This is a genomic window from Sphingobium xanthum, assembly GCF_019737615.1.
GTDB lineage: Bacteria > Pseudomonadota > Alphaproteobacteria > Sphingomonadales > Sphingomonadaceae > Sphingobium > Sphingobium xanthum.
In genome coordinates this window covers 217200-235080 of record NZ_JAHKKS010000004.1, presented here as the reverse complement: position 1 = coordinate 235080, position 17881 = coordinate 217200, and the positions used below count along the sequence as shown (strand labels likewise).

Here is a 17881-nt window from a genome sequence, read left to right as displayed (position 1 = left end):
AGGCCCTAAACCCTGAGCTGACGGATCGGCAGAATACGCACGGCAGACACGATCGCGACGAGCGCTCCGAGCAGGGCAAAGGCCGGCCCGACCATGCCGAGGAGCAGGCCGAGCAGGATGAGTATGACAGCGCTCGGCACAGTGAGTCGCACCCATCGGGCCCACAAACCAGCAGGTGGGTCCAGATCCTCCGCCAACGCAAGCACGCCAATGAAAAAGAGTGGCAGCCAGGCGCCGCTTAGCGCCAGCAATTGCCCTGCCGACAGATGGAAACCGAGGATCGCGAGGATAAGGATCCCGGCCGCCTGAACCAGCCTGTTTCGCCAGGGCGAGCCAGGCGCGCGGAGCGTCACGATCGCGGCCTGATGCGCCAGATCGGCCGCGCCCAGCGCAAGAAGCACGAGGATCAGCGCCGGGATCATCCAGGCGCTGATGGCCAGCGCCACCGCACCGGCGGCGACCAGCAAGGCCGTCAAAGCGAGACTCTTCGGTTCGATCTGGCGCCGCACGATTTCCCGCACGATCGAGCGAGAAACCGGCGCGAACAGGCTGGCGAGGCCTGCTCTGCGCTCTGCGAGTGTCGCCTGGCTGTTGTCGCTGAGCGCCTGCAAGGCAATGTCGGAACTCGCCTGGTCTCGGATCAGCGCCAGTCGCCCGTCCATGACCAGTTCGGGGGAGAGCGCGACGCGGCGCACGCTCTCCTGGACGGCACGGCGCAGCAGGGTAAGGCCCAGGTCCCAGTCGCCGAGCATGTCGAGCGTCGCCAGCACGCTGGTTCCCGGCAGGCATAGCGCGCCTGCCCAGTTCGCTTCGCTGTCGATGCGTTCGAATGCCGAGGTGGCCGGGACCGACGGCAGCGCCAGCAGCCCCGCTGGCCCGGCAACCAGCAGCGAGGCCAGAGCCTCGGATGGGAGGATGAGATTTTCCGCCAGAAGCAGGATACGATCTTCCGGCATGAGGCTGCGCGACAGCGAGGTCATGTCCTGCACGAGTGCCACGTCGCGCTGATAGCCGGCCGCCAGACGATCGACGAGCTGCGCGAGATCGGGCGCTGCGGCCTCGACATGGATGAGGATGCGCTCCGCACCGGCATTGACCGCAAGACGCGCCTGATATTCGACCAGCGGCTGCCCGCCAAAGTCGATCAGCGCCGCAGCCCGGTCGGGCGCTGCGCGATCACGCGCACCATCGCGCGCGCTCAGCAGAGCAACAAGCGCCATGGAGCAAACCTAGTTTCGGGCTTTCGACACGCATCATGTCTGGCAACCGCCAGAGACGATTGCAAGCCGGTCGCATCGCAATGTTCTGAAAGGTCAGCCCTGAGCGTCGGTCTCTATCGCCGCGATCGCACGGCTGATCTTGCGCAGGATCACCGGATCGCCCGGCGCGCTCTCCAGCGCCTCATCGGCGAGGTTCATGACGTTGTTGACGCCGAAACTGGCACAAAGCCCCTTCAGCCGGAGCGCGGCCATCGTCCAGTTGGCGTCGCAACGGGCACGCGACAGAAGATCGATCTGACGCTCCGCACTTTCGAGGAAGGCGCGGCGCAATTCGGCAATCAGCGCAAGGTCGGAACCGACTGCCGCAGAGAGCGCCGCTTCGAGTGTACCGGGATCATATGCCATGGCATTTGGATAGCCTCGCAAATGTAAACAGATCGTAAAATTGCCGTTCCACGCCAGAGCGAACATGTTAAGGACGGACCATGTCCGGATCCCGAAAAGAGACAAATCCGTCCCAGAGCGGGACGCAGGGGCCAGAGTCCGGACCATCGGGGGACGCAGAGAATATGAGCCAGGCATGGTTGGCGCGGTTGCGCGAAACGGATTCAGGCTGGAATGAACCCGCGTTTCCGGATCGCTTTTCAGGCCGCGACAGAAGCCGTGCCGCAGCGGCCGAAGCAGGCTCGGATTCTCCTCTCGACGATGTCACGCAAAACCCTATGAACAGCAACCTCCGCCTCGCGCTCGTGACTCTGCTTGGCCTGGTCGCCCTTGCGTGGATCGCTATCGTGGTCGCCAGCGGCGTCAGCGTCGATGCCGCGATCCGGTTTGCGCCGATCATCAATCTTATCGCCGTCCTGACGGCGCCCCTGGTACTCATCGGAGGCCTTTGCGCGCTCCTCCTGCGTCGGCCCGCCGGCGGCTTCGGCCGGTCAGCTCGCCGCAACGCGGCCGAGGCGCAGAACATTGCCGAACAAGCCAATCAGGCCTCGGCGCGGCTGGGTGAGGCGCATAACCAGCTCATGACGCAGACGCGGGACTTCACCGCTGTTGCCGACCAGTCTTCGGCGGCGATCCTGAGCGCCATCCATGCCATGACGACCCAGACCGGCCAACTCGAGCAAAGCACCGGTTCCTCGATCGCCACGCTGACGGCGCTCGGCGACAAGATCGTCGCCATGACTGACGCGCTGCCGCGCCTGGAGGATCGGCTCGCGACCCTCGGCGAAACTCTGGCCCGCGTTGGAACCGACCTCGGCCAGCGCCATGACAGCATGGACCAGCAGCTCCAGTCGACTGCCCTCGTCGCGGAGGAAGCGCGGCTGCAATTGCAGAGCGCGGCGCAGGTTCTGGCCGAGCAGCTCGGCGGCCTGCGTGACGGCACGCGCCTCGCTGGCGAAGAGTTGGCTGGTCTTTCCGAGCTTTCCTCGGCACGGCTCGATCTCACGCTCGATCGGGTCAAGGCAGTGCTGGACGGCTCCGAGCAGCGCATCGAGGACCAGATGGCCGCGCTTGCCGGCCTCGTCGAACAGAGCCGCACTGCCATCGACGGTGCGTCCGGTCAGTCGCTCAGCCGCTTTGCCGAGCATTGCCGGAAGATCGAGACCATTCTCGACGCGCTGGATCAACGCATCGTTGGTCAGGCCGAGAAGAGCAATGCCTGGCTCGAAGGCACGGCAAAAGGCGTCACGGCGCTCGCGGGCGAATTCAACCTGCTGGAACAATCCGCCATCGCGCGCACCGAGACGCTCTCGGCCACGATGATGCAGCTGTCGGGCGATACCAAGCGTCTGATGGATGCCGTAGAGAGCGGCCATGGCAGCTCCGAGCAGCTCATCAAGAAAGCCGAGGCGCTGCTCGTCGCGCTCGATTCCGGCGTGCGGGAACTCGACGAGAGCATCCCTTCGGCGATCGGGCGCGTGGAAGTGCAGATCAGCGCGATGCAGGAGCGCATCCGCTCGGCAAATCCCGCGATCGAAGCCGTCGAGGCGGTGGCAAAGGGCGTCGTCAGCCAGATGCACGAGTCCGATCAGCTTGCAAAATCGCATGTCGTCGCGCTGACCGATGCCTTGCAGAAGTCGCAGGGCGCACTCGTCGCGCAGAAGCAGCAGATCGACGCATTGGCGAGCGCCGTCAGTCAGGCCAGCGACGGCATGGCGCGTTTCGGCGAGACGGTTGGCCCCCAGATGGTCGAAGCACTTGTGCGCGTGCGTGAGACGGCGGATGCCGCCGCTGCGCGTGCTCGCGCGGCGATCGGCGCGGTCATCCCGGAAGCGGCGGCTGAGCTTCACAAGGCAAGCGGCGCTGCCGTGCAGGAGGCGGTCACCAGGTCCGTCTCCGAGCAGCTCGACCGGCTATCGATCGTCGCCGACGATGCCGTCAAGGCGGCGCACCGCGCGACCGACAAGCTCACCCGACAGATGCTGAGCCTGACCGATGCGAGTCAGGAACTCGAACGCACGCTGGCCGGCAATGCCGAGCGGATCGAGGGCCAGGATCGCGATCTGATGGCGCATCGCTCCGCCCAGCTCATTGCTTCGCTCAACGAGCGGGCCATCGACGTCAACAAGTGGCTCGACAAGGACGTGTCCGAGGCCGACTGGACGTCTTATCTAAAGGGCGATCAGGGCTTGTTCGCGCGCCGCGCGACCCGGCTGGTGACGGGCGCCGAAGCGAAGCATGTTCATGCGCTCTACAATGAGGACACGGATTTTCGCGAACATGTGAACCGTTATGTCCACGACTTCGAAGCCTTGCTGAAGACCGTCATGGCCGCGAAGGATGGCAGCACACTGGCGCTGACCATGATCTCATCCGATATCGGCAAGCTCTACGTGGCGCTGGCGCAGGCGATCGAGCGGCTGCGCTCGCACTGAGCGGGAGAGCTCAGTTCTTCAGGTCCGGCGGATCGAACAGGAAGTCGAACGTCTCGGCGGTCACCCAGCCATTGACGTAGTTCAGGTAAAACATAGCGAAGAACGCAGCCGCGACCAGAGAGGTCCGCGTGATGATGCGTAGCGGTTTGAATTCGGCCGGCGCGCTGTCCGCCTGCCCAGGCACTTTTTCCACGCCGGCTTCTTCCGACGTGCGAGCACTGAACGGCAAGACAAGGAAAAGGCTGAGGAACCAGAACAGGAAATAAATGGCGAGGAACGACGTGAAACGCATGGGCTCTCTATACCTTCAGCCGAGCTGAACGATCGTCACATCGACGATGGGCTTCTTGCCGGTCCATTCAGTCGCAACGCGGCGCACGGCGATACGCACGGTTTCGCGCAGTGCTTCCAGCTCCGAACGCCGACCGTGCGACTTGACCGTGGCGATCAGCGCCTCGGCGGCTTCCTCCAGAAAGGCTTCGCGATCTTCCTCGATCGGCACGCCCTGCAGGCGAATGTCCGGCTTTCCAGCGAGATTCCCGGAACCACCGATGGCAAAGCCGACGCTGATATGACCATGGAGCATCAGCTTGCGTCGCTCGTTCATTGTCATGCCGTCGGCCGGCAGGATGACGTCGCCATCGAGGACAAGGCGCCCCGCGCGCACTTCGCTCAGCTTTTCCGGCCCATCTGGCGCAAGGCGAATGACATCGCCATTGGTCTGGAGGATCGTCCGATCGATGCCGCATTCCAAGCCAAGGCGCCCCTGCTCGGCCATATGGCGAAGCTCGCCATGGACCGGCAAAAGGATTTCCGGCCGGATCCAGCGATACATGGCGGCCAGTTCGGGGCGACCGGGATGACCGGAGACATGCACATGAGCCTGGCTCTCGGTGATCATGATGACATCCTTTTGCGCCAGGGCATTCTGGATGCGGCCAATCGCCATCTCGTTTCCGGGAATCTTGCGAGACGAGAAGATGACCGTGTCGCCCGCTTCCAGCTTTACCGGATGCTGGTCGAACGCCATGCGGGCCAGCGCCGCGCGTGTCTCGCCCTGCCCGCCGGTCGCGATGATCATCGCTTCGCGCGGAGGCAGCGCCATGATCCCGTCAAAATCGACCAGCGCAGGGAAATCAGCGAGATAGCCGCAGGACTTCGCGACGGAGGTGATCCGCTCCAGCGACCGACCGGCAATGCACAGCGAGCGGCCGGTCTCTCGCGCGACCTCACCCAATGTCTGCAATCGCGCGGCATTGCTGGCGAAAGTGGTCACGACCACCCGGCCCCGAGCGTCTCCCACGGACTGAAGCAGATCCTCCTTCACAGAGGCTTCGGAACCACTGGCTTCGGCATTGAACACATTGGTGCTGTCGCAAACGAGCGCCAGAACGCCCGCATCGCCGATCTCGCTCAGTTCCGTTTCGGTCGCCGGGACACCGATCAGCGGCTTCTCGTCGAGCTTCCAGTCTCCCGTATGGAAAATCCGGCCAAAAGGCGTCTCGATCAACAGCGCGTTGCCTTCGGGAATACTGTGGGCAAGCGGCACGTAGCGCAGGGTGAACTCACCCAGCGTGAACGGCACTTCCACCTCGATAACGTTGAGCTCGACCTGCTCTTCCAGATTCTCCTCGGCGAGTTTCCCGCGCAACAGGCCGGCGGTGAAGGGCGTCGCGTAGAGCGGGACGCCGAGATCAGCCGCGAGATAAGGCACTGCGCCGATATGGTCCTCATGACCATGCGTGAGGACGATGCCGAGGAGATCCTTCTGCCGCTCCTCGATGAAGGCCGTATCGGGCATGATCAGCTCGACGCCGGGGCTTGCCGGATCGGCGAAGGTCACGCCCAGGTCGATCATCAGCCATTTGCCGCGGCAGCCATAGAGATTGAGATTCATGCCGATCTCGCCCGAGCCGCCAAGGGCCAGGAACAGCAGCTCTTCGCCAGGCGTCATCGTGTGGGTTCCATCATCATGCCGCTATCCGGCTCCGTTCATAGAGGAGCGCCAGGCCAGTCAGAGTCAGATCCGGCACGATCGCATCAAACAAGTCGGTCTTCATATCGAACAGCACGGCGAGCCCCCCGGTCGCGATCACGCGCGCCGGTCGGCCGATTTCCTTGCGCATACGGGCGACAAGGCCTTCCATCATCGCCACATAGCCCCAGAAGACGCCGATCAGCATCTGATCCTCGGTCGTCCGTCCGATCACCGATCCGTTGCCTTCCGGCACTTCGATGGCGATGCGGGGCAGCTTGGCGGCGTTGTTCACCAGCGCATCGAGCGAGAGGTTGATGCCCGGCGCAATGATACCGCCCTTATAGGCCCCGCTATAGTCGATATGATCGAAGGTCGTGGCGGTGCCGAAATCGATGATGATGAGATCGCCTTCATAGGCAGCATGGCCGGCAATGGCGTTCAGCGCGCGGTCGGCACCGAGTTGCTCGGGCAAGGGCACATCGACATTGATATGCCACTGCGCCGGGGTCTCGCCCGCGATGAGCGGCGTCACCTTGAAATATTTCTGGGCCAGCACTTCCAGATTGTGGAGCGCGCGCGGCACGACCGTGGAGATGATGACGGCAGTCACGTCGCTCATCGCCATGCCGTCGAGCTGGAGAAGCTGGTGGATCCAGACGGCGTATTCGTCGCCCGTGCGGCGCGGGTCGGTCGCGATGCGCCAGCGCGCCTTGATCGTCCGTGCCTCGTCGAACACGGCGAAGACGACATTGGTGTTGCCGGCATCGATGGCGAGAAGCATGGCCAAGCCCTTTCAGGCGCTGCGGAGACGACTCAAGGCAGAACGCCTACGTCGCCACTGTGAATGACATGGCTCGTGCCGTCGTCGAGGCCGAGGATCAAGGCCCCATCCGCGTCGAGGCCCAGAAAGCGCCCTTGCTGTGGCAAATGGGTTGCCGTCGAGACCGACAGGCGCGTGCCGATCGGGTGCGCCCGCTGCAGCCAGGCGCCGACGATCGCTGCCGTGCCGCCCTCGCGCCATGTCGCGAGCCAATGATCGAAGGCGGGTACGAGCGCATTCAGCACATCATCCGCCGTCCAGCCCTGACCACCCTCGAGATCGGCCAAAGCGATCGTCTCCCGGTCGGGCAGTCGCGGCGCCTCGCGCACGTTCACACCAACGCCCATGACGACGCAGTCCCCTTCCCGCTCCAGCAACATGCCGGAGAGCTTGGCTGCGCCGAGCATGACGTCATTGGGCCATTTGAGCTGGAAGGCCGCGCTCGGCATCAGGCCGGCCAGCGCGGCATGGACCGCGACGCCGAGCATGAGCCCCAGGCCGCTCACCGCCGGATCGGTCGGGTGCAGGCGGATCAGCGTCGATGCTTGCAGATTGCCCTTGGGACTGGTCCAGTCCCGTCCGAGGCGCCCGCGTCCTGCCATCTGGCGTTCGGCCCGCAGCCACTGGCCTTCCGGCCAGCCCGATGCGGCAAGCGCCTTCAGATCGGCATTGGTTGAACCCGTCTCCGCGACGAGCCGGATGCGCTCGCTCAGAATAGGGACGCCGCCGCCGCTGCGCTTGCCCGACCCAGGACCGGGTTCAGGAAATAGCCGATAATGATCACGGTCGCGCACAGGGTGATGATGCCATAGTCGATCGGGCTGCGCTCCTCGGCAAAGCCCTCGGCCGGCTTGTCGAAGTAGATCGTCTTGATGACTTTCAGATAATAGAAAGCGCCGATCACCGAGGCGGCGATGCCGATGGCGGCGAGCGGCGTCAGGCCGGCAGCGACGGCCGCATCGAACACCAGGAACTTCGCCCAGAAGCCGAACAGCGGCGGAATGCCGGCAAGGCTGAACATGAAGATCGCGAAGGCGGCTGCGAGGCCCGGACGGGTCCGCGACAGACCCGACAAGCTCGCGATCGTCTCGACCGGACGGCCATCCTTGTCCTTCATCTGGAGGACGCAGACGAAGCTGCCGATCGTCATCACCACATAGATGGCGAGATAGCTCAGCACCGCCGCGACGCCTTCGGCCGTGCCGGCGGCAAGGCCGATCAGCGCGAAGCCGACATTGTTGATCGACGAGTAAGCGAGCAGCCGTTTGATGTTCGGCTGGTTGATCGCGGCGACGGCGCCCAGCACGATCGACGCGAGCGCCATGAAGATGATGATCTGCTGCCAGCTATGACCGCCCGGCCCGAACGCGGTAATCGCGATGCGCGTGGTGAGCGCGAGCGCCGCGACCTTGGGCGCGCTGGCGAAGAAGGCCGTGACCGGGGTCGGCGCGCCTTCATAGACGTCCGGCGTCCACATGTGGAACGGCACGGCGCTGATCTTGAAGGCAAGACCGGAGAGCACGAACACGAGGCCGAACAGTTCGCCCGTGCCGAGACCATCGCCGATCGCTTGCGCGACGCCCGCAAAATTGGTCGTGCCCGAGAAACCGTAGAGCAGTGACATGCCGTAAAGCAGGATGCCGCTCGCCAGTGCGCCGAGAACGAAATATTTGAGGCCGGCTTCGGCCGAGCGCTCGTCCCGACGCATGAAGCTCGCCAGCACGTATGCGGCGAGGCTGTTCAGCTCGAGGCCGACATAGAGCGTGATGAAGTCGCTGGCCGAGACCATCATCGCCATGCCGATGCAGGCGAAGAGGATCAGGATCGGATATTCGGCACGCTGGCCGCCTTCCCCGTCGAAGAAGCGCGGCGCCACGAGGATGCAGACTGCGGCAGCGACGAAGATCAGCGCCTTGGCAAAGGCCGCGAAAGCATCGGCGCGGTAGAGACCATCGAAGATCTCGCCGCCGGCATGGACGGCGAGCTGACCCAGCAGGACCGCCGCCAGCGCCAGCGAAGCGACCGACAGCCAGCTCACGAGCCGCGCGGAGCCATCGCCGGCATAGGCTGCGACGAGCATGAGGATGAGGCCGGCGATCGTCAGGACGATCTCAGGCAGGACGGACGCGAAGACGGCGAGGGTTTCCATTAGTGCGACTCCCCGCCATGCGCCGCGGCGCCGTGGGCTTCCGCCTGTTCTGCGGCGGGCTTGGGCTTGCCCATGGCAAGCTGCGCATCGCCCTCCGGCTTGGCGCGGTCCATCCGTACGACGAGGCTGGTGACGTTGCCGCGCATCGGCGCCAGGAAGCTTTCCGGATAGATACCCATCCACAGCACGGCGAGCGCGATCGGCACCAGCAGGAGCATCTCGCGCACCGAGAGGTCAGGCATCGCGCGGACATCGTCCTTCACCAGATCACCGAACACGACGCGGCGATAGAGATAGAGCATGTATGCCGCGCCCAGGATGATGCCGGTCGTGCAGACCAGAGCCACCCAGCTCGACGCTTCATAGACGCCCATCAGGCTCAGAAATTCGCCCACGAAGTTGGACGTGCCCGGCAGGCCGACCGACGCCATCGTGAAGAGCATGAAGAGCAGCGCATATTTCGGCATGTTGATGGCGAGGCCGCCGTACCGGTCGATCTCGCGCGTGTGCAGGCGGTCATAGATGACGCCGACGCACAGGAAGAGCGCGCCCGAGACCAGACCATGGCCAAGCATGACCATCATCGCGCCTTCGATACCCTGCTGGTTGAACGCGAACAGGCCGACCGTCACGATCGCCATATGCGCGACCGAGGAATAAGCGATCAACTTCTTCATGTCCTGCTGCACCAGCGCGACGAGGCTCGTGTAGACGACGGCCACCATCGACAGGCCGAAGACCAGCCAGGCGAAATGCGCCGAGGCTTCGGGGAACATCGGCAGCGAGAAGCGGATGAAACCATAACCGCCCATCTTGAGCAGCACGCCGGCCAGAATGACCGAACCGGCCGTCGGTGCCTGAACGTGCGCATCGGGCAGCCAGGTGTGGACCGGCCACATCGGCATCTTGACCGCGAAGCTCGCGAAGAAGGCCAGCCATAGCCAGTTTTGCGCCTCGACCGGGAAGTCATAGGCCATCAGCACCGGAATGCTGGTCGAGCCCGCCTCGCGCGTCATCCACAGCATCGCGATCAGCATCAGCACCGAGCCGAGCAAGGTGTAGAGGAAGAATTTGTAGCTCGCGTAGATGCGGTCCGCGCCGCCCCAGATGCCGATGATGAGATACATCGGGATGAGGCCGGCCTCAAAGAAGATGTAGAAGAGGAAGATATCCTGCGCCGCGAAGACGCCGATCATCAGCGTCTCCATGAACAGGAAGGCGGCCATATATTCGCCGACCCGATCCTCGATCGCTTCCCAGCTCGCCCCGATGCAGATCGGCATCAGGAACACGGTAAGCGCGATCAAAGTCAGCGCGATGCCGTCTATACCGAGCGCCCAGGAGAAGCGGCCGAACAGCTCGCGGCTCTGCTCGACGAACTGCCATTCCGGCGCACCGGGCGTCAGGTCAAAGCTCAGCCAGAGGATGATGCCCAGCACCAGATCGGCCAGGGTCGCCAGCAGGGCGATCCAGCGCGCCGTCTGCGCATTGACGAACAGGCACGCCATGGCACCCGCCATGGGAATGGCGAGCATCAGCGAAAGGATGGGGAAGCTCTGGCTCATTTCGGCATGATCGCCCAGGTTGCGAAGGCGGCGAGGCCGATCAGCATCACCAGCGCATAGGAATAAAGATAGCCCGATTGCAGCGCGCGCGTGACGCGCCCGGCGGCAACGACGAGCGCCGCGGAGCCGTTGGGACCAAAGCGATCGATCGTGCCCTGGTCGCCACCCTTCCAGAAGAGCTTGCCGAGCCAGAAGGCGGGACGGACGAACAGCAGGTCGTAGAGCTCATCGACATACCACTTGTTCAGCAGGAAGTCGTAGAGGATGTAGAACTGCGCGGTGAACTTGGCCGGCCAATCCGTGTGGCGGATGTAACAGAGCCAGGCGATGATCAGACCGGTGGTCATCACGACGAACGGCGACCACTTCACCCATTTCGGCACTTCGTGCGCGGCATGAACCAGATGCTCGTTGTGATAGAGCGTGCTTGCGGCCCAGAAGCGCACGCCTTCCTCGACGCCGAAGAAGCTGTAGTAGAAGGCATAGCCGCCAAACACGGCGCCGACGCTCAGCAGGACGAGCGGAACCAGCATGGTCCAGGGGCTCTCATGCGGGTGATAGCCGGCCGTCCCGTCGCCATGGGCATCGTGATGGCCGTGCGCGTCGTGCGCATGCGCCGGCGCGTGATGGTCGTCATGAGCGTGCGCGTCGTGGCCATGTGCATCATGGACGGCGTGCTGGATATGCTCGCTCTGCTCCCAGCGCGGCTTGCTCCAGAAGGTCAGGAACATGAGCCGCCAGCTGTAGAAGCTGGTGAGCAGCGCGGCGAGGCAGCCGACGAAGAATGCCCCCGTGCCATGCCCCCCGGCCGCGAAAGCGCTTTCGAGAATGGCGTCCTTGGAGAAGAATCCGGCAAAGCCGAAATAGGTCCCGGGAATGCCGACACCCGTAATGGCTAGCGTGCCGAGCAGCATCGTCCAGAAGGTGATCGGAATATGGCGACGCAGGCCGCCATAATAGCGCATGTCCTGCTCGTGATGCATCGCGTGAATGACCGAGCCTGCCCCCAGGAACAGCAGCGCCTTGAAGAAGGCATGCGTCAGCAGGTGGAACATGGCAGCGCCATAAGCGCCGACGCCCGCCGCGAAGAACATGTAGCCGAGCTGCGAGCAGGTCGAATAAGCGATCACGCGCTTGATGTCGTTCTGGCAGGTACCGATCGTGGCGGCGAAAATACAGGTCGCGGCGCCGACGATCGTGACGACCGACATGGCGACATGGCTCTGCTCGAAAAGAGGCGACAGACGGCAAACCATGAACACGCCCGCCGTGACCATGGTGGCGGCGTGAATGAGCGCGGAGACCGGCGTCGGGCCTTCCATGGCGTCCGGCAGCCAAGTGTGCAGGCCGAGCTGGGCCGACTTGCCCATGGCGCCGAGGAACAGCAGCAGGCAAAGCACCGTCATCGTGTCGAAGCGGTGGCCAAGGAACCCGATGGTCGATCCGGCCATGGCAGGCGCGGCTTCCAGGATCGTCGGGATATCGATGGTGTCGAACACCAGATACACGCCGAAAATGCCCATCATGAAGCCGAGATCGCCGACGCGGTTGACCACGAAGGCCTTGATCGCCGCCGCACCGGCCGAAGGCTTCTTGAACCAGAAACCGATCAGCAGATAGGAGGCGAGACCCACGCCTTCCCACCCGAAGAACATCTGCAGCAGGTTGTTCGCCGTCACGAGCATGAGCATCGCGAAGGTGAACAGGGACAGATAGGCGAAGAAGCGCGGCTGATCCGGGTCCTCGTCCATATAGCCCCAGCTATAGAGGTGGACGAGCGCGGAGACGCTGGTGATGACGATCAGCATGGTCGCCGTGAGCGTGTCGACGCGCAGTTCCCAACTCACGTCCATCGTACCGGACTTGATCCAGGTGAAGACGGGCTCGATCACCTCATGCCCATGCCCGCCGAGGAACGGCAGGAAGGTCATCCAGGAAAGAACGGCCGAGAGGAACAGCGCGCCGGTCGTGATAACCTTGGCGGGCACATTGCCGATCATGCGATTGCCGAGACCGGCGATGATCGCAGCGAGCAGCGGACCGAAGACGATGATGGAGATCATGAGCGCGCCTTCAGCCCTTCATCCGGTTGACGTCGTCGACAGCAATCGTGCCGCGCGCGCGGAAATAAATGACGAGGATGGCAAGCCCAATGGCCGCCTCACCCGCCGCGACGGTGAGCACGAACATCGAGAAGACCTGACCGACCAGATCGCCGAGGAAAGCGCTGAACGCCACGAGATTGATGTTCACGGCGAGCAGGATGAGCTCGATCGCCATCAGGATCACGATGACATTCTTGCGATTTATGAAGATGCCGAGCACGCCGAGCACGAACAGGATCGCGCTGACGACGAGATAGTGCGCCAAGCCGATCACAGTTCCACCCCCCCTAGATCTACACCTTGGCCCACGGGCTGATTGACGTTGCGCACGGCCTCTTCCGGACGGCGGCGGTTCTGCTTGTCGATATTCTGCGGACGGGTGCCGCCGCGTGCGCGATGCGTCAGCACGATCGCGCCGATCATCGCGACCAGCAGGATGAGACCTGCCGCTTCGAACAGGAAGATGTAGCGCGTGTAGAGCAGCTGCCCGATCGCCTCGATATTCGGCGTTGCCTCAGGCAGCGGCGCGGTGCGCTGGGCCAGATTGAGCGACCCGGCCTGCCACGCACCGATGCCGAGGATCAGCTCGACCAGCAGCACCATGGCAATGGCGCCACCGAGCGGGAAATAGCTCACGAAACCCGCGCGCAACTGCGCGAAATCGATGTCGAGCATCATCACCACGAACAGGAACAGCACTGCGACGGCGCCGACATAGACGATGACCAGCAGCATCGCGACGAACTCCGCCGAGAGCAGCACCATGAGACCCGCTGCATTGAAGAAGGCGAGGATCAGCCAGAGCACGCTGTGGACCGGATTGCGCGCGAAGATCACCATCGCGGCCGAAGCCACGACGATCGTCGCGAACAGATAAAAAGCGAAGACTTGTATCACCGGACTGTCGTCCCCCTGGTCCTGGGCGTGCGCTTAACGATAGGGCGCATCGGCGGCAAGGTTCGCGGCGATTGCGCGTTCCCATTTGTCACCGTTCGCCAGAAGCTTGCTCTTGTCGTAGATGAGTTCCTCGCGGGTTTCCGTCGCGAACTCGAAGTTCGGGCCTTCCACGATCGCGTCGACCGGGCAGGCTTCCTGGCAGAAACCGCAATAGATGCACTTCACCATGTCGATGTCGTAGCGCGTCGTGCGGCGGCTGCCGTCGTCGCGCGGCTGCGCCTCGATCGTGATCGCCTGCGCCGGGCAGATCGCTTCGCAAAGCTTGCACGCGATGCAGCGCTCTTCGCCGTTCGGATAGCGACGCAGAGCATGCTCGCCCCGGAAACGCGGCGAGATCGGGTTCTTCTCATAGGGATAGTTGATCGTCGCCTTGGGCTTGAAGAAATACTTCAAGGTCAGCCAGTGCGCCTTCACGAACTCCCAGAGCGTGTAGGATTTGATGATGTGAGCGAGGCTCATCCGGCAGCTCCATAGCGGGTCAGCATGAGGAACCCGGAGACGAGGAAAACGAAGAACAGCGACAGCGGCAGGAAGATCTTCCAGCCAAGGCGCATCAGCTGGTCATAGCGATAGCGCGGGACCGTCGCCTTCACCCAGCTGAACACGAAGAAGAAGAACAGGATCTTGGCAAAGAGCCAGATTATGCCCGGGACATAGTAGAGCGGCGCCCAGTCGATCGGGGGCAGATAGCCACCCCAGAAGAGGATCGCGTTGAGCGCGCACATCAGGATGACGTTGGCATATTCGCCCAGCCAGAAGAGCGCGAAGCTCATCGACGAATATTCGGTCTGATAGCCCGCGACGAGCTCGGACTCCGCTTCGGTCAGATCGAACGGCGCGCGCGCCGTCTCGGCCAGCGCCGAGATGAAGAACACGATCGCCATCGGGAAGAGCAGCGGATTGAAGGCATGGCCGTTGAGGCCAAGGCCGCCCAACCAGTCGCCATAATAGCCCTTCTGGGTCATCACGATGGTCGAGAGGTTGAAGCTGCCTGACCAGAGGATGACCGAAATCAGCACGAAGCCGATCGAGACCTCATAGCTGATCATCTGCGCCGAGGCGCGCATGGCCGAGAAGAAGGGATATTTGGAATTGGACGCCCAGCCCGAGATGATGACGCCATAGACGCCGAGCGAACTGATCGCGAGGATGTAGAGCAAGCCGACATTGATGTCCGCGAGCACGAGCCCGGCGTCGAACGGGATCACTGCCCAGGCCATCAGCGCGACGGTGAAGGTGATGATGGGCGCGAGCAGGAACAGGCCCTTATTGGCCGCGCTCGGGATGATCGTTTCCTGCAGGAAGACCTTGAGGCCGTCCGCGAAGGATTGGAGCAGACCCAGCGGACCGACCACGTTCGGGCCACGGCGCAGCGCCATCGCAGCCCAGATCTTGCGGTCCGCATAGATGATCATCGCGACGGCGAGCATCAGCGGCAGCGCGATCAGCAGGATGTAGACCAGATGCGCGACGAACCAGCCAAAGCCGGTGCCGAGATAGGACTGGATGAAGGAGGTCATTCCGCGGCCTCCGCAAAGTCTTCCCCGTGGAGCAGTTCCGCCGAGCAGCGCTGCATCGTCGGGCTCGCCCGGCAGATGGCGTTGGTCAGGTAGAAGTCCTTGATCGGCGAGGGAATTTCAACGGCTTTTGGTTTGCCGGCGAGTTTCGGCGCCGTCCATCCATAGTCAACCAGACCTTCTTGCGCGAGCGCGGGCACGGCGGCATACATGGCGGTGCGAAGGCCCTCGAAGCTGTCGAACGGCAGCGTCTTGCCGAGGACATCGGAGAGCGCCCGCAGGATCGTCCAGTCCTCGCGCGCATCGCCGGGCGCGAACACGGCCTTGTCGCCGCGCTGCACGCGCCCTTCGGTGTTCACATAGGTGCCGGCCTTCTCGGTATAGGCGGCGCCCGGCAGGATCACGTCCGCCGCATGCGCGCCCTTGTCACCATGATGGCCGACATAGACCTTGAAGCTCTCGCCGAAGAGATCGAACGGCACATCGTCCGCGCCCATCAGGAACAGCAGCTTGGGGCTGGCCTCGGCAATCGCCTTGACGCCGCCGTCGGTCGCATAGCCGAGCATGAGGCCGCCCATGCGGGCAGCGGCCATATGCAGCACGTTGAAGCCGTTCCAGCCATCGCGGATCAGCCCGAGCGTCTCGATCGCCGCGAGGCCGGCGCCCTGCGCACCTTCGAGGCCCAGCGCGCCGCCGCCCATGATCAGGGCCGGACGATGCGCACTCTTGAACTGATCGACGATCTCTGCGGGCAGTTTGGTGAGCAGGGAGGCATCGTTGCCCAACCACGTCACCTTGTAGCTCTGGTCGATCTCGGGACCGATCGCGAAGACCTTCGCGCCCTTCTTGATCGCCTTGCGAACGCGCGTGTTGATCAGCGGCGCTTCCCAGCGCAGGTTCGTGCCGACAAGCAGAATCGCATCCGCCGTCTCGATGCCCGCAATGGTCGAGTTGAAATTGACCGCCGAGAGGCTCGACGTGTCATAGAACAAGCCACCCTGGCGGCCTTCCAGCATCGAGCCGCCGAGCGAATGCACCAACTCGCGCGCCGCGAACATCGTCTCGCAATCTAGCTGATCGCCGGCAATCGCGGCGACGGAGTTGCCGGCGCCCTTAGCGGCCTTGGCGATCGCCTCGAATGCCTCGCCCCAGGTCACCGCGACGAGCTTGCCGCCCTTGCGGATATAGGGCTTGTCGAGACGCTTGCGCACGAGGCCGTCCACCGCGTGGCGAGTCTTGTCGCTCGCCCACTCCTCGTTCACGTCGTCGTTGATCCGCGGCAGGACGCGCAGCACCTGCCGGCCACGGCTATCGACGCGGATGTTGGTGCCGACCGCGTCCATGACGTCGATGGCGAGCGTCTTCTTCAGCTCCCAGCTGCGGGCTTCGAACGCATAGGGCTTGGACGTCAGCGCGCCGACCGGGCAGAGATCGACCACATTGCCGGAGAGCTCGCTCTTGGCGGCATGCTCCAGATAGGTGGTGATCTGCATGTTCTCGCCGCGATAGATCGCGCCGATTTCCGGCACGCCGGCCACTTCCTCAGCGAAGCGCACGCAGCGGGTGCACTGGATGCAGCGGGTCATCACCGTCTTGACGATGGGGCCCATATACTTCTCGGTGACGGCGCGCTTGTTCTCGTCATAGCGGCTGTGGCCACGGCCATAGGCAACGCTCTGGTCCTGCAGATCGCACTCGCCGCCCTGATCGCAGATCGGGCAATCGAGCGGGTGATTGATGAGCAGGAACTCCATCACGCCCTCGCGGGCCTTCTTCACCATCTCGGACGCGGTGAAGATTTCCTGGTTGTCAGCAGCCGGCAGCGCGCAGCTCGCCTGCGGTTTGGGCGGCCCGGGCTTCACCTCGACCAGACACATACGGCAATTGCCGGCAATCGACAGGCGCTCATGATAGCAGAAGCGCGGTATTTCCTTGCCCGCCATCTCGCATGCCTGGAGCACGGTGGCGCCGGCGGGGACCTCGATCTCGATACCGTCAACTTTGACTTTAGGCATTCGTCAGATCCTAGTTCGAAGCGGTCGCGACCGAGCTTTCGGTCAAGCGATAGAGAGCTTCTGCAAGCGCAGCACGAAGAACGGACTTGGAAAATTCAAACTGAGCATCCTTGGGCAGGCAACCACCAAAGCTGGGCGTCAGGTCCACAAACGTCCGGCTTTCGGATGACGAGCCTGGAATCAGAAACATGAGAGAACGCGCATCATTGCCGCGAGCCCTCACGACACAATCCGCGAATTGGACCATCGCAACAGCCTGCTTTCCCTGATCTGATATGCCGTCCTGATAGGGCGCCAGATAGTCGATGGTCTGCACAATCTTGAAATCAGGCAGCGCTTTGCCCGAATATTCCTTCAGATACAGCGCTTCATAGAGGCCTCCGCGGAGCAGATTTTGCGGAACCGTCATCTGCCCCATACCCATGCAGGCATCACCTTCACGATCGAATAGTCTTTTAACCATCCTTGTCGCGGCGTCACCGCCGACAGGCAAAGCCAGATAGACTTTTATCCGTTGTGGGCTTCGATCGACCATGCAGTTAGTAAAGCCGCGATTCATCTTGCGGGCGGCGTGCTTGTCATCGACGTCCGTCTGCGCGGGCTGGCGCGTCATAAGCGTACCCGTCATCTGCGCCTGCGCCGCATCGGCGCAGAACAAGAAGGCCATCGAAAACGC

The 17881-nt window shown here is 63.3% G+C and carries 16 protein-coding genes; 1 reads left to right on the top strand and 15 read right to left on the bottom strand.

Annotation, left to right across the window (positions count from 1 at the left end; translation table 11 throughout):
• Positions 1 to 5: 5 nt before the first annotated feature.
• Both KM135_RS09560 and KM135_RS09555 read right to left on the bottom strand, forming a co-directional pair.
• Complete coding sequence (locus tag KM135_RS09560) at positions 6 to 1220, bottom strand: hypothetical protein (RefSeq protein ID WP_221713769.1); 1215 nt, start codon at positions 1218 to 1220, stop codon at positions 6 to 8.
• A 93-nt stretch (positions 1221 to 1313) separates the two neighbouring features.
• Positions 1314 to 1625, bottom strand: a complete 312-nt coding sequence (locus KM135_RS09555) for an Hpt domain-containing protein (RefSeq protein ID WP_221713768.1) — start codon at positions 1623 to 1625, stop codon at positions 1314 to 1316.
• Between the two features lie 317 nt (positions 1626 to 1942).
• Here KM135_RS09555 and KM135_RS09550 point away from each other — a divergent pair, with 317 nt between their 5' ends.
• Positions 1943 to 4099 carry a hypothetical protein gene (locus tag KM135_RS09550; RefSeq protein WP_221713767.1) on the top strand — a complete coding sequence of 719 codons (2157 nt, stop codon included), beginning with the start codon at positions 1943 to 1945 and terminating at the stop codon, positions 4097 to 4099.
• 10 nt (positions 4100 to 4109) lie between these two features.
• Here the strand turns inward: KM135_RS09550 and KM135_RS09545 are convergent, their stop codons facing one another.
• From KM135_RS09545 to KM135_RS09485, 13 genes are read right to left on the bottom strand one after another with little or no spacing between them, the layout of a single operon-like run.
• Positions 4110 to 4391: a DUF1467 family protein gene (locus KM135_RS09545; protein WP_221713766.1), complete on the bottom strand. Its 282-nt coding sequence runs from the start codon at positions 4389 to 4391 to the stop codon at positions 4110 to 4112.
• Between the two features lie 15 nt (positions 4392 to 4406).
• A complete protein-coding gene (locus tag KM135_RS09540; protein WP_221713765.1) occupies positions 4407 to 6053 on the bottom strand; it encodes a ribonuclease J in 1647 nt (548 codons plus the stop codon).
• Positions 6054 to 6069: 16 nt separating this feature from the next.
• A complete protein-coding gene (locus KM135_RS09535) occupies positions 6070 to 6858 on the bottom strand; it encodes a type III pantothenate kinase (protein WP_221713764.1) in 789 nt (262 codons plus the stop codon).
• Between the two features lie 32 nt (positions 6859 to 6890).
• Complete coding sequence (locus tag KM135_RS09530; protein ID WP_221713842.1) at positions 6891 to 7598, bottom strand: biotin--[acetyl-CoA-carboxylase] ligase; 708 nt, start codon at positions 7596 to 7598, stop codon at positions 6891 to 6893.
• 8 nt (positions 7599 to 7606) lie between these two features.
• Positions 7607 to 9046 carry an NADH-quinone oxidoreductase subunit NuoN gene (gene nuoN / locus KM135_RS09525; RefSeq protein ID WP_221713763.1) on the bottom strand — a complete coding sequence of 480 codons (1440 nt, stop codon included), beginning with the start codon at positions 9044 to 9046 and terminating at the stop codon, positions 7607 to 7609.
• Complete coding sequence (locus KM135_RS09520; protein ID WP_221713762.1) at positions 9046 to 10611, bottom strand: NADH-quinone oxidoreductase subunit M; 1566 nt, start codon at positions 10609 to 10611, stop codon at positions 9046 to 9048. The genes nuoN and KM135_RS09520 overlap by 1 nt, the downstream gene beginning before the upstream one ends.
• Positions 10608 to 12674: an NADH-quinone oxidoreductase subunit L gene (gene nuoL / locus KM135_RS09515; protein ID WP_221713761.1), complete on the bottom strand. Its 2067-nt coding sequence runs from the start codon at positions 12672 to 12674 to the stop codon at positions 10608 to 10610. The genes KM135_RS09520 and nuoL overlap by 4 nt, the downstream gene beginning before the upstream one ends.
• A gap of 10 nt (positions 12675 to 12684) precedes the next feature.
• Positions 12685 to 12990 carry an NADH-quinone oxidoreductase subunit NuoK gene (gene nuoK / locus KM135_RS09510; RefSeq protein WP_221713760.1) on the bottom strand — a complete coding sequence of 102 codons (306 nt, stop codon included), beginning with the start codon at positions 12988 to 12990 and terminating at the stop codon, positions 12685 to 12687.
• On the bottom strand, positions 12987 to 13613 hold the full coding sequence (locus KM135_RS09505; RefSeq protein ID WP_221713759.1) for an NADH-quinone oxidoreductase subunit J: 627 nt from the start codon (positions 13611 to 13613) through the stop codon (positions 12987 to 12989). The genes nuoK and KM135_RS09505 overlap by 4 nt, the downstream gene beginning before the upstream one ends.
• A gap of 33 nt (positions 13614 to 13646) precedes the next feature.
• Complete coding sequence (nuoI, locus tag KM135_RS09500; RefSeq protein ID WP_221713758.1) at positions 13647 to 14132, bottom strand: NADH-quinone oxidoreductase subunit NuoI; 486 nt, start codon at positions 14130 to 14132, stop codon at positions 13647 to 13649.
• Positions 14129 to 15193 (bottom strand): NADH-quinone oxidoreductase subunit NuoH, encoded by a 1065-nt coding sequence (nuoH, locus tag KM135_RS09495; RefSeq protein ID WP_221713757.1) that lies wholly within the window; start codon positions 15191 to 15193, stop codon positions 14129 to 14131. The genes nuoI and nuoH overlap by 4 nt, the downstream gene beginning before the upstream one ends.
• Entirely contained in the window at positions 15190 to 17205 is a 2016-nt protein-coding gene (gene nuoG / locus KM135_RS09490) for an NADH-quinone oxidoreductase subunit NuoG (RefSeq protein ID WP_221713756.1), read from the bottom strand. Before nuoG ends, nuoH begins: the two co-directional genes overlap by 4 nt.
• Positions 17206 to 17215: 10 nt before the next feature.
• A complete protein-coding gene (locus tag KM135_RS09485; protein WP_221713755.1) occupies positions 17216 to 17872 on the bottom strand; it encodes a hypothetical protein in 657 nt (218 codons plus the stop codon).
• Positions 17873 to 17881: the final 9 nt, after the last annotated feature.

What these genes read in the sequence shown, in the direction of transcription:
- KM135_RS09560 (WP_221713769.1), bottom strand. Translation starts at nt 1,220, where the DNA reads ATGGCGCTTGTTGCTCTGCTGAGCGCGCGCGATGGTGCGCGTGATCGC.
- KM135_RS09555 (WP_221713768.1), bottom strand. Translation starts at nt 1,625, where the DNA reads ATGGCATATGATCCCGGTACACTCGAAGCGGCGCTCTCTGCGGCAGTC.
- KM135_RS09550 (WP_221713767.1), top strand. Translation starts at nt 1,943, where the DNA reads ATGAACAGCAACCTCCGCCTCGCGCTCGTGACTCTGCTTGGCCTGGTC.
- KM135_RS09545 (WP_221713766.1), bottom strand. Translation starts at nt 4,391, where the DNA reads ATGCGTTTCACGTCGTTCCTCGCCATTTATTTCCTGTTCTGGTTCCTC.
- KM135_RS09540 (WP_221713765.1), bottom strand. Translation starts at nt 6,053, where the DNA reads ATGACGCCTGGCGAAGAGCTGCTGTTCCTGGCCCTTGGCGGCTCGGGC.
- KM135_RS09535 (WP_221713764.1), bottom strand. Translation starts at nt 6,858, where the DNA reads ATGCTTCTCGCCATCGATGCCGGCAACACCAATGTCGTCTTCGCCGTG.
- nuoN (WP_221713763.1), bottom strand. Translation starts at nt 9,046, where the DNA reads ATGGAAACCCTCGCCGTCTTCGCGTCCGTCCTGCCTGAGATCGTCCTG.
- KM135_RS09520 (WP_221713762.1), bottom strand. Translation starts at nt 10,611, where the DNA reads ATGAGCCAGAGCTTCCCCATCCTTTCGCTGATGCTCGCCATTCCCATG.
- nuoL (WP_221713761.1), bottom strand. Translation starts at nt 12,674, where the DNA reads ATGATCTCCATCATCGTCTTCGGTCCGCTGCTCGCTGCGATCATCGCC.
- nuoI (WP_221713758.1), bottom strand. Translation starts at nt 14,132, where the DNA reads ATGAGCCTCGCTCACATCATCAAATCCTACACGCTCTGGGAGTTCGTG.
- nuoH (WP_221713757.1), bottom strand. Translation starts at nt 15,193, where the DNA reads ATGACCTCCTTCATCCAGTCCTATCTCGGCACCGGCTTTGGCTGGTTC.
- nuoG (WP_221713756.1), bottom strand. Translation starts at nt 17,205, where the DNA reads ATGCCTAAAGTCAAAGTTGACGGTATCGAGATCGAGGTCCCCGCCGGC.
- KM135_RS09485 (WP_221713755.1), bottom strand. Translation starts at nt 17,872, where the DNA reads ATGGCCTTCTTGTTCTGCGCCGATGCGGCGCAGGCGCAGATGACGGGT.